11 protein-coding genes and 1 tRNA gene are annotated in these 11379 nt (G+C 67.4%); 7 read left to right on the forward strand and 5 right to left on the reverse strand.

Annotated features, from left to right (window positions below; genetic code table 11):
- From B551_RS05155 to B551_RS05180, 6 genes are all read left to right on the forward strand, one after another.
- Positions 1-676, forward strand: a 676-nt coding sequence (locus tag B551_RS05155; protein WP_023263606.1) for an FAD-binding oxidoreductase, incomplete at its 5' end; no start/stop codon positions are given.
- Positions 677-816: 140 nt separating this feature from the next.
- A complete protein-coding gene (locus B551_RS05160; protein ID WP_023263607.1) occupies positions 817-2226 on the forward strand; it encodes a selenium-binding protein SBP56-related protein in 1410 nt (469 codons plus the stop codon).
- Positions 2223-2879: a hypothetical protein gene (locus B551_RS05165; protein ID WP_023263608.1), complete on the forward strand. Its 657-nt coding sequence runs from the start codon at positions 2223-2225 to the stop codon at positions 2877-2879. Before B551_RS05160 ends, B551_RS05165 begins: the two co-directional genes overlap by 4 nt.
- Positions 2880-3079: 200 nt before the next feature.
- Positions 3080-4075: a tripartite tricarboxylate transporter substrate binding protein gene (locus B551_RS05170; RefSeq protein ID WP_006577417.1), complete on the forward strand. Its 996-nt coding sequence runs from the start codon at positions 3080-3082 to the stop codon at positions 4073-4075.
- A 121-nt stretch (positions 4076-4196) separates the two neighbouring features.
- Positions 4197-5552 (forward strand): acyclic terpene utilization AtuA family protein, encoded by a 1356-nt coding sequence (locus B551_RS05175; protein ID WP_043437503.1) that lies wholly within the window; start codon positions 4197-4199, stop codon positions 5550-5552.
- 9 nt (positions 5553-5561) lie between these two features.
- Positions 5562-5912 (forward strand): hypothetical protein, encoded by a 351-nt coding sequence (locus B551_RS05180; protein ID WP_006577418.1) that lies wholly within the window; start codon positions 5562-5564, stop codon positions 5910-5912.
- On the opposite strand, the gene B551_RS05185 is transcribed toward B551_RS05180, so the two are convergent.
- Together B551_RS05185 and B551_RS05190 are read right to left on the reverse strand one after the other, a co-directional pair.
- Complete coding sequence (locus B551_RS05185; protein WP_006577419.1) at positions 5880-6704, reverse strand: IclR family transcriptional regulator; 825 nt, start codon at positions 6702-6704, stop codon at positions 5880-5882. The genes B551_RS05180 and B551_RS05185 overlap by 33 nt on opposite strands.
- 10 nt (positions 6705-6714) lie before the next feature.
- Complete coding sequence (locus tag B551_RS05190) at positions 6715-7908, reverse strand: acyl-CoA dehydrogenase family protein (RefSeq protein WP_006577420.1); 1194 nt, start codon at positions 7906-7908, stop codon at positions 6715-6717.
- Between the two features lie 350 nt (positions 7909-8258).
- On the opposite strand from B551_RS05190, the gene B551_RS05195 reads away from it, so the two are divergent.
- Positions 8259-9425, forward strand: a complete 1167-nt coding sequence (locus tag B551_RS05195; RefSeq protein WP_006577421.1) for a mechanosensitive ion channel family protein — start codon at positions 8259-8261, stop codon at positions 9423-9425.
- 110 nt (positions 9426-9535) lie between these two features.
- Here the strand turns inward: B551_RS05195 and B551_RS05200 are convergent.
- From B551_RS05200 to tilS, 3 genes are all read right to left on the reverse strand, one after another.
- Positions 9536-9629 (reverse strand) — tRNA-Ser (locus B551_RS05200).
- A 135-nt stretch (positions 9630-9764) separates the two neighbouring features.
- Complete coding sequence (locus B551_RS05205) at positions 9765-11015, reverse strand: aspartate kinase (protein ID WP_006577422.1); 1251 nt, start codon at positions 11013-11015, stop codon at positions 9765-9767.
- A 168-nt stretch (positions 11016-11183) separates the two neighbouring features.
- Positions 11184-11379 (reverse strand): tRNA lysidine(34) synthetase TilS (gene tilS, locus B551_RS05210; protein ID WP_043437501.1); only part of this gene is annotated, 196 nt, incomplete at its 5' end.

Consider the following 11379-nt stretch of genomic DNA (forward strand, 5'->3'; position numbering starts at 1 on the left):
CGGCGCGATGCTGACCGGCTTCGAACTGATGTCGGCGATGTGCCTCGAACTGGTGACGCGCCACTATCCGCAGCTGCGCTACCCGTTCGACCGGCCGCATCCGCAGGTGGTACTGCTCGAGCTATCCGACAGCGAAAGCGCCGAGCACGCGCGCGCGACCTTCGAAACGCTGATGGAAGCGGCCTTCGAGGCCGGCATCGTCGCCGACGCGGTGGTTGCCGAATCGGTGCAGCAGTCGCGCGACTTCTGGAATCTGCGCGAGCACATCCCGCTCGCGCAGGTCGAGGAAGGCAAGAACATCAAGCACGACATCGCGGTACCGATCTCGCGCGTCGGCGACTTCATTGCCAGCACCGACGCGCAGCTGCAGGCCGCCTTCCCCGGCGTGCGCATGGTGACCTTCGGCCATCTGGGCGACGGCAACCTGCACTACAACGTGTCGCCGCCGGCGGGACAGGACCACGACGCCTTCCTCGCGCATCAGGATGCGATCAACCGCATCGTGCACGACAGCGTCCATGCGTACGATGGCTCCATCTCCGCCGAGCATGGCTTGGGCCAGCTCAAGCGCGAGGAGAATCGGCGCTACAAGAGCGAGGTCGAACTCGCGATGATGCGGGCGATCAAGCAGGCGCTGGACCCGCTCGGGCTGATGAATCCGGGCAAGGTGGTGTAAGGCGCGGCGGCGGCGGCAAGCGCGCATAAGCTCATGCGAAATCCGTCGTAGCGGCAGGCCCCGGTTTCGTTGACGCCCCTTTCGTCGCGACCTAGTGTAGATAGGTTCGCGCGGCACATCGCTGCAAGAAGGGGACTTCCATGAGCCTGCGGCCAGATCCCACATTCCACGCGTCGCCCGCACTGGCGATGCAAGCGCCGGCGGAGGAGTACGCCTACACGGTGATGCTGAGCCCCGATGCCTCGCAGCCCGATGCGCTGGCCGTCATCGACGTCAAACCTGGCTCGCCGACCTACAGCCAGGTCGTGCATACGGTGGCGATGACCCATCGCGGAGACGAGCTGCACCACTTCGGCTGGAATGCCTGCTCCTCCGCGCTGTCCCCGCTGACGGGGCACGCGTTTCTGGAACGGCGCTTCCTGATCATCCCCGGCATGCGCTCGTCGCGGATCTATATCGTCGACACCAAACCGCATCCGACCCAGGCGGCGATCCACCGCGTGATCGAGCCCGACGAGATCTTCCGCAAGACCGGGTATTCGCGGCCGCACACCGTGCATTGCGGCCCCGAGGGCATCTATGTCAGCACGCTCGGCGGCGCCGGCAAGGATGGCACCGACGGCGCGCCCGGCATCTTCATCATGGACTGCGAGACGTTCGACGTGCTGGGCCGCTGGGAGATCGACCGCGGCCCGCAGGACAAGCACTACGACTTCTGGTGGAACCTGCCGCGCGACTACATGGTGTCGAGCGAATGGGCGCTGCCGCCGCAGTTCGAGAACGGCCTGGTGCCCGAGGACCTGCTGTCCAACCGCTATGGCCATCGCCTGCACTTCTGGGACCTGCGCGCGCGGCGCAATGTGCAGACCATCGACCTCGGCGCGCAGCATCAGATGGCGCTGGAGGTGCGCCCCGCCCACGACCCGGTGCGCGAATACGGCTTCGTCGGCGTGGTGGTCGACACCACCAATCTCGAAGGATCGATCTGGACGTGGTGGCGCGAGGACGGGCAATTCCACGCCGAGAAGACCGCGACGATTCCTGCCGAACCGGCCGCCACGGACGTGCTGCCGCCGATGTTGCAGGGGTTCGGCGCCGTGCCGCCGCTGGTGACGGACATCGACCTGTCGCTCGACGATCGCTTTCTCTACGTGTCGTGCTGGGGCACCGGCGAGATGCGCCAGTACGACGTCACCGACCCGCGCAAGCCACGGCTGACGGGTTCCGTCCATCTGGGTGGCATCGCGCGCCGCACGCCGCATCCGAACGGCAAGGCGTTCGCGGCGGGACCGCAGATGGTCGAGATCAGCCGCGATGGCCGCCGCATCTACTGGTCCAACTCGCTCTACTCCAGCTGGGACAACCAGTTCTATCCCGACGGCGTGCCGGCGGCCCAGGTCATGGCCCATGCCGATCCGGATGGCGGCCTGACGCTGGCCGACGACTTCTGGGTCGAGTTCCCCGTGGGCTACCGCGCCCATCAGATCCGCCTCGAAGGCGGCGACTGCTCGACCGATTCGTTCTGCTATCCGTCCGTCGGACCGCGATGACGTGGGAACAGGCCGGCCTGTGGACCGGCGTGATGGTCAGCGGCCTGTATCACGGCCTGAGCCCCGCGATGGGGTGGCCGCTGGCCGTGTCGAACGGCCTGATGGCGCGGCGTGACGACGCGGTGTTCGCCGCGCTCGGCTATCTGGGCCTCGGCCATGCCGGCGCGGTGATGGCCCTGACGCTCCCGTTCGGCCTGCTCGCGTCGCTGGCCGCCTGGCAGCGCGAGATCCGCTTCGTCGCCGCCGCCCTCGTGATCGGCTATGGCATCGCGCTGCTGGCGCGGCGCCGCCATGCACGCGCGCTCGCCCGCATCCCGCCGTCGCGGCTGGCGCTGTGGTCCTTCGCGATCGCGCTGGCCCATGGGGCGGGGCTGATGCTGGTGCCGCTCTATCTCGGCCTCTGCGGCACCGGGGCCGACGCGGGCCATCAGGCCGCGGCCTCGCTCGCCTTCGGCAACGCCGGCATGGCCGTGCTCGTCGCGCTGGTCCACACCGCGGCGATGATCGCGGGCGGCGGCGCGATGGCATGGGTCGCGTATCGCCACGTCGGCCTGGCGCTGGTCTCGCGCAGCTGGATCAATACCGACGCCGCCTGGGCGTTGAGTCTCGTGCTGGTGGGTGGGATGTCGCTGATGGCGGCGACGGCGCGCTGAACGTACCTGCATGCCGAACGCGCCTGGCGCCGATGCAAGGTGTAGCGCGACGGAACCCAGCTCCCCCCACACCAGAATTTTCATCCAATGAAAATCTGATCGCTTCGTTTGACGCTGCTTTCGGCGCCGCCCTACCCTGTGCCGCACAGAGTTTCCATTGACGAAACCAGCGCGCGCCTTGGCGCCGAGGAGACAAACCGATGAAGCGTCATTCCCTTGCGCGGCGCGCCCTGCTCGCCGCGATGGCGATGCTGTGCGCCGCGGCCGTTCCCGCGTTGTCCGCGAGCGCGGCCGAGGCCTTTCCCAGCAAGCCCATTCGGCTGATCGTCCCATTCACGCCTGGTGGCACGACGGACATCCTGGCGCGGCTGGTCGCGCAGAAAACCGGCGAGGCACTCGGCCAGCCGATGGTGGTCGAGAATCGCCCCGGCGCGGGCGGCAACATCGGCGCGGAGGCGGCCGCACGCAGCGCCGCCGACGGCTACACGCTGCTGATGGGCACGCTCGGCACGCAGGTCACCAACCAGTTCATCTATCCACGCATGCCGTATGACAGCGCGAAGGACTTCGCGCCGGTGACGCTGGTCGCCAATTCGCCCAACGTGCTGCTGGTCAACAGCACGCTGCCGGCCAACTCCATCGGCGACCTGATCGCGCTCGCCAGGCGCGAGCCCGGCAAGATCAACTACGCGTCGACCAGCACCGGCGGCTCGCCGCATCTGTCCGGCGAGCTGCTGAGCATGATGGCCGGCGTCAAGATGCAGCACGTGCCGTACAAGGGCGCGGCGCCCGCGATGACGGACCTGCTGGCCGGTCAGGTCAACCTGATGTTCGACAACCTGCCGTCCGCGCTGGCGCAGATCCAGGGCGGCAAGATCAAGGCGCTGGCCGTCACCGGCGTCAAGCGCGCCTCGGTACTGCCGTCGGTGCCGACGGTGCGCGAGTCGGGGTTGCCGGACTACGAGGTCAATTCGTGGTTCGGCCTGCTGGCGCCGGCCGGCACGCCGCCCGAGCGCGTGCGCCAGTTGCAGCAGGCCGTCGACAAGGTGCTGGCGATGCCGGACGTGCGCAAGCGCATCCAGGAACTCGGCGCCGAGCCCGGCGGCGAAGGCTCTGCGGCGTTCGCGGCGCAGATCAAGGCGGATACCGACAAGTGGGCGCGCGTGATTCGCAGCGCGGGGATCAAGGCCCAATGAGCGTGCTGCACGTATCGCACGTACCGCGCGTACTGCACGTACCGCACGTCGTGCATGTACGGCTCGTATGGCACGCACGACACGTACCGCAGCAAAGAAGGACCCAGGCATGACGGACACCATGACTCGCAGCAGCACCCTTCGCATCGGCTCGGGATCGGGCTGGTGGGGCGATCGCGTCGAACCCGCAGAACGCTCGGCGCGCCTCGGCAAGCTCGACTATCTCTGCTTCGAAACGATGGCCGAGGCCACGGTCTCGGCCGCGCAGGTCCGCAAGCGGCGCGACCCGGCGTTCGCGGGCTACGACACCTATCTCGACGAGCGCATGCGCGCGGTGCTGCCGCACTGCATCGCCAACGGCACGCGCATCGTCAGCAATCAGGGATGGATCCATCCGCTGGGAGCTGCCCGGCGCGTCGCCGAGCTGTGCGACGAGCTCGGGCTGCCGGGAGTCAAGATCGCGGCGATCACGACCACCGACCTGACCGGCAGCATCTGCGATCTCGACCTGACGCTGCTGGAGAGCGGCGCGCCGGTGTCCTCACTGCGCGGCACGCTGATCAGCGCGGAGCCTTACGAGGGCGCGGCGCCGATCGTCGAAGCCTTGCGCGCCGGCGCGCAGATCGTGATCACCGGCCGCGTGGCCGATCCCTCGCTGTTCCTGGCGCCGATGATCGCGCATTTCGGCTGGTCGACCGACGACGCGACCCGTCTCGCACGCGGCAGCGCCATCGGCCACCTGCTCGAATGCGGCGCGCAGGTGACCGGCGGCTACTTCGGCGATCCGGGCTACAAGGACGTGCCCGAGCCGTGGAATCTCGCCTTCCCGATCGCGGAGGTCGAGGCCGACGGCAGCGCGGTGATCGCGAAGGTTGAAGGCAGCGGCGGGCGCATCGACCTGCAGACCGTCAAGGAGCAGATGTTCTACGAGGTCCACGATCCGCGCCGCTATCTCACGCCCGACGCGATCGTCGACTTCTCGAGCGCGGTGCTGGAACAGGTTGGGCCCGACCGCGTGCGCGTCAGCGGTGTCGGCGGACTGCCGGCCACCGACACGCTGAAGGTATCGCTGGGCTGCACCGAGGGCCATATCGGTGAAGACATGTTCTTCTATGCGGGACCGGGCTGCCTGGAAAAGGCGAAGCTGGCCAGGCGCATCCTCGAGGAACGCTTTGCCATCGCGAAGCTGCAGGCCGACGAGCTGCGCATCGATTTTCTCGGCGTCAACGCCGTGCATGGAGCCGCGTCGCCAGAACCCGCGTGCGAGCCGAACGAGATCGCGGTACGCGTGGCGGCGCGCACGCGCACGCGCGAGGAAGCCGCCAAGGTCGGCCGCGAGATCGACAGCATGGCGGTCTGTGGGCTGGCATCGACCGGCAAGCGCGTGCCGCATCAGGACCGCACCCGCGAGATCATCGGCGTCTGGTCGGCACTGGTGCCGCGCGCGCTGATCCGCTCCGAGATTCACTATCTGTAAGGAAGCGTCATGCGTGTACCCCTGCGGCGTCTGGCCCATAGCCGCTCCGGCGACAAGGGCAACACCTCGAACACGGCCGTGATCGCCTACGCGCCCGAGTTCTATCCGCATATCAAGGCGCAACTGACCGCGGCGGCGTTCAGGTCGTGCTACGGCACGCTGATCACGGGCCAGGTGACCCGCTACGAGGTCGACGGACTGCAGGTGCTCAACTTCGTCGCCGAGGGCGCGCTCGGCGGCGGCGTGTCGCGCAGCCTGGCGATCGACAACTATGGCAAGGCGCTGGCCAGCGCGGTGCTGCGCTTCGACGTCGAGATTCCGGACGAGCTAGCGCCGCTGTTGCGCGGGCCGGCGCGATAGGCGCACCGCCGTCACGCGGCCTCGTTCGCCCTGCGCGGCCAGCGCCGTTCCGGTCCATGCGCTGGCAATACGGCTGGCTTCGGCTTTCAGCCGCCGCGCAAGCACCGCTTCGCGCGCGCGCAAACGTACCGTCTGCGCCGCCACGCTGAGCGCGCCGATCGGGCGCCCCTGGTCGTCCAGGATCGGTACCGCGATGCCGCCCATGCCCTCCACCACCCAGTCCAGAAACATCACGTGCCCGCGCGCACGGGCCGCCTCGATTTCTTCTGCGATGGCGGCCGCGTCCAGGCGCGGATAGTTGGCAAGCTTGCGCGAGGTCTGCTGCAGGCGATGCGCCCGTTCGGGCGCCGGCAGCCAGGCCAGCACCGCCAGACTTCCCGCGCCGACGCCGAGCGGCCGGCGCGTGCCGACCGACACGTAGTTCGCGCTTTGAGCGACGGTACCTGGCTGCACGTCCGAACACACCGCCTCGCCACGGCTGGCCTCGGTCAGCACCGCGGTATCGCCGAATGCCTCAACCAGCCGCTGCAGGGCAGGCCGCGCCAGCTTGCGTAGCTCGGCCCGGCGCTGCGCGACGTCGGCCAGCTGGAAGATCTCCGGGCCGATGCCATAGCGGCGCATCTCGTCCCGCGTGGCGAAACCCTCCTGCACCAGCAGGTCCAGCATGCGCGACGCGGTGGCGGGATCGAGCCCGGTCGCGCGCGCGACATCGCTCATGCGGCGCACTTCCGGGTCGGACAGCGCGCGCAGCACGGCAAGGGCGCGCTGGACCGGTGAGGGACGCGACGGCATCTCGCGACGTTCAGCGCGCGGGCGTGCCGGCCAGCGTATCGCGCTTGATCTTCTTCGCGAGCGACCACTTGTGGACCTCGGTCGGACCGTCGTAGATGCGGAAGGCCCGCACCTCCCGCAGGATCTGCTCGACGATGGTGTCGCGCGCCACGCCCAGGCCGCCCATGATCTGCACGCAGCGGTCGGCCACGCGGTACAGCGCCTCCGACACCGCGACCTTGGCCATCGAGCTCTCCGCCGTGCCCGCCGCACCGCCGTCGAGCACGCCGGCGCACCAGTCGATCATCAGCGCGGCCTGCTGCAGATCGATCCGATTCTCGGCCAGCATGAAGCCCACGCCTTCGTGGTCGATCAGCAGCTTGCCGAAGGCCTTGCGCGTGGTGGCATACGTGCGCGCGATCTCGTCGGCGCGCACCGTGCCGCCAAACCAGCGCATGCAGTGCGACAGCCGCGCCGGCGACAGACGCACCTGCGCATAACGGAAGCCCTCGTTGACCTCGCCGAGCACCTGGTCGGCCGGCACGCGCAGGTCGTCGAGCAGGATCTGCGCATGGCCGCCCGGCATCGAGCTGTCGATGGTGTCGATCACGCGCTCGATGCGAATGGCCGGATGCGGCAGATCCACCAGGAACATCGTCGCCCGCGCGTGCTCGCCGTCGCCGGTTCGCGCCATCACGATGCCCACCTGCGCCCCTTCGGCGCCGGTGATGAACTTCTTGCGGCCGCGGATGACCCAGTCGCCGCCGTCCTGCGTCGCCGTGGTCTGCAGCATCGAAGGATCCGAACCGGCCCCGCCCTCCTCGGCCGGCTCGGTCATGAAGAAGGCGGAACGCGCCTCGCCGCGCACCAGCGGCTCGAGAAAGCGCTGCTTCTGCGCCGGCGTGCCGACCTTGCCGAGCAGGAACATATTGCCCTCGTCCGGCGCCATCGTATTGACTGCAACCGGTCCCAGCGGCGACAGGCCCGAGCGCTTGAGCACGGCCGCGGTTTCCAGCTGCGTCAGATGCGAACCGTCGGGCAGGATATGCGGTGTCATTACGCCCGCCGCGCGGGCTTTCGCGCGCATCTCGTCGATCAGTTCGTTCGTCGGCCCGTGCGCCGTGCAGCGGGGATCGGCTTCATAGGGGACGACGACATCGCGGACAAAACGCTCGACGCGATCGGCAATGACGCGGCTGCGTTCGGTGGGGCACGGGGTGAACATGCTCGGTGTCTCCTTGGGGTCGGTCGCGCTCGCGGATCATGGATCGCTCTGCATCGCGCGTGCCCGCCGCTGATTGTTGGATGCGGTGAACCGATTGTAGGGGATTCCATCCCGCGGCCTGCCCGCCATCAGCACCATGTCAGCGATGCCCTCGTTTGAATTTTCGAAGGTCGATTGCCTGCGGCCATCGCAACGCATCAGTCCTGCCGTCACGGAGGGTCGCGCCGGGATCCGTTGAAATAGACCCATTCCACGCCCCGTGTGGCTCGGGCCCCGATGCCGGGCCGCGCAGTGGCATCAATCCTGCAAGCCCCTACCCCATGCGTTCGTCTCGGCACAGGAGGTAAGGCATGAAGGAATGGCTCGATCTGAACGTCTTCCTGGGTATCCCGGCCCTGAATTGGCTGCATGCCGGCATCGCGGCCGTCGTCAGCTATCTGGTACTGGTCACGCTGCTGGGCTTCGCCGGCGCACGCCTGGACCGGCTCGCGGCCCGCACGCGGCCGGTGATCATCGACCGCATGGCCGACATGCTGCGGCATACGTCGCGCTTCGTGCTGCTGCTTGCCGCGCTGCTGATCGCCGTCGACTTCCTCGATCTGCCGCCGAAGTGGGCCAGCCGCATCGGCCATCTGTGGTTCCTGCTGATCGGGCTGCAGATCGCGATCTGGATCAATCATGCCGTCACGCTATGGACGTACGACCGCCTGACCGGTAGCGGACCCTCGGCCCACAATCCCGTGTTCACCACGGTGATGGCATGGGGCATGCGCGTGATGCTGTGGTCGGTGCTGCTGCTCGCGGTGCTGGCCAATATGGGCGTCAATATCACGGCCTTCGTCGCGAGCCTCGGCGTCGGTGGCGTGGCGGTGGCGCTGGCCGTGCAGAACATCCTCAGCGACCTGTTCGCGTCGCTGGCCATTGGACTCGACAAACCGTTCGAGAACGGCGATTTCATCGTGTTCGGCGACATCGCCGGCAGCGTCGAGCGCATCGGCCTGAAGACCACGCGGCTGCGCGCATTGAGCGGCGAGCAGATCGTCTGCAGCAATACCGAACTGCTGAAGACGACGATCCACAACTACAAGCGCATGGCCGAACGCCGCATCCAGTTCAATTTCCGCGTGACATACCAGACGCCGCCGGAAACGCTGCGGCGCATCCCGGAGATCGTCAAGGCGGCCGTCGTCGCGGCAGGCAGAACCCGCTTCGACCGCGCGCATTTCAAGGGCTTCGGCGAAAGCGCGCTGGAGTTCGAGGTGGTCTACTTCGTCACCGATCCGGACTACAACCTGTACATGGATATCCAGCAGTCGATCAATCTGGCGATGGTGACGGAACTGGGCAAGCTGGGTGTGGAGTTTGGAGTGCCGGTGCGGACGGTGCAGCTGGTCGGGACCGATGCCGATGCCGATGCGGCCAGCAGGCCCGCCTCGCGCGATGCGGGCGAGCCCGAACGCGCATGGCCTCCAAAACAGAGCCATCGCGACCGACCTTCGTTGTCCCAGGCGCGGTAGCCTGCGGCACGTTGCACACGAAATGAAGGGCCACAAAATGAAGGGCCACAGAAAACAAAACCCCGGAAGACCGCGATCTTCCGGGGTTCCGCCGCCATGTACCGATGTACTGGCGGAGACGGAGGGATTCGAACCCTCGATCCAGGTTTTGGCCCGGATGCTCCCTTAGCAGGGGAGTGCCTTCGACCTCTCGGCCACGTCTCCCAAACTTGCGTTGTGCGAGGGAGGCCGCACAACGAAGCGCGTATTCTAGCGAGGGTGCAGCAATTGGTCAACGACGAATCGATGACACCGCACTTGCCTGCCCTCGCCAGAGCCGGCGCGCGAACGCGCCGGAATTCAGGCCTGTTCCAGTTCGAACGCCTTGTGCAGCGCGCGGACGGCCAGTTCCATGTACTTCTCGTCGATCAGCACGGAGATCTTGATTTCCGAGGTCGAGATCATCTGGATATTGATGCCCTCTTCCGACAGCGTGCGGAACATCTTGCTGGCGATGCCGACATGCGAGCGCATGCCCACGCCGACCACCGACACCTTCGATACCTTGGGATCGCCCGACACGCTGCCTGCGCCGATATGCGCCTTGACACCGTCGTTGAGGATGCCCAGCGCGCGCTGATAGTCGGCGCGCGGCACGGTGAAGGTGAAGTCGGTCTTGCCCTCGACGGACTGGTTCTGGATGATCATGTCGACGTCGATATTGGCGTCGGCGATCGGACCGAGGATCTGGTAGGCGATGCCGGGCTTGTCGGGCACGCCGAGAACGGTGATCTTGGCTTCGTCACGGGCAAAGGCGATGCCGGAGATGACGGCTGCTTCCATGTCTGGGTCTTCCTCAAAAGTAATCAGCGTGCCCGAATGCATTTCCTGCTCGAGCGGCATCAGGGGATCGGTCAGCGACGACAGCACGCGCGTCTTGACGCGGTATTTGCCGGCGAATTCCACCGAACGGATCTGCAGCACCTTGGAACCGAGGCTGGCCATTTCCAGCATTTCCTCGAAGGTGATGCGATCGAGCCGGCGCGCGTCTTCGACCACGCGCGGGTCGGTGGTGTAGACCCCATCCACGTCCGTATAGATCAGGCACTCGTCGGCCTCGATCGCGGCGGCGATGGCGACGGCCGAGGTATCGGAGCCGCCGCGGCCCAGCGTCGTGATATTGCCCAGCGCGTCGATGCCCTGGAAGCCGGTGACGATCACCACGCGGCCCGCGTCGAGATCGCCCAGGATGCGCTCATCGTCGATCGATTCGATGCGTGCCTTGGTGTACGACGAATCGGTTTTCACCGGGACTTGCCAGCCGGTATAGCTGATCGCGTCGATGCCTTCGCCGTGCAGCGCGATGGCCAGCAGCGCGACGCTGGCCTGTTCGCCGGTCGAGGCCAGCATGTCGAGCTCGCGCGGATCCGGCTGCGGCGAAATCTCCTTGGCGAGTCCCAGCAGGCGATTGGTCTCGCCCGACATGGCCGAAGGCACCACGACTACGCGGTGACCGGCGCGGTGCCACTTGGCCACGCGCTTGGCGACATTCTTGATGCGTTCCGTGGAACCCATCGAAGTGCCGCCGTATTTGTGAACGATGAGAGCCATCTTCTTGTCGACGCCAGCGATTGTGCAAAACCACTGAAAATACACCAAGCACCGGCGCCCGGCAAGGCGGAATAGCGGCCGTTTGGCCTTGTCAAGCCTGGCGGGAGCGATGTCCCGTGCGGTAGGCGGCATGCGGCGCGCGGTCGACAGGCGCGCGTCCTGCCTCGCTCACTGCGGCGAGCCGGTCTCCGGGCCCCACGCCTGCCATTCGACCCGCCAGCGCGGGGCCGGCGCGGCGTCGGGCCAGCGGCGATGCATGCCGAGCCCGGCGGCCAGCACGATCTGCTCTCCGGCCCGCAGCAGCGGCAGATGGGGACGGCGCCAGGCCGGCACGGCGGCCTCCTGATAGGCCTGCTTCAGCGCC

Origin of the sequence: Cupriavidus sp. HPC(L) (genome assembly GCF_000307735.3) — a bacterium.
In the GTDB taxonomy this organism is placed as follows: Bacteria; Pseudomonadota; Gammaproteobacteria; order Burkholderiales; family Burkholderiaceae; genus Cupriavidus.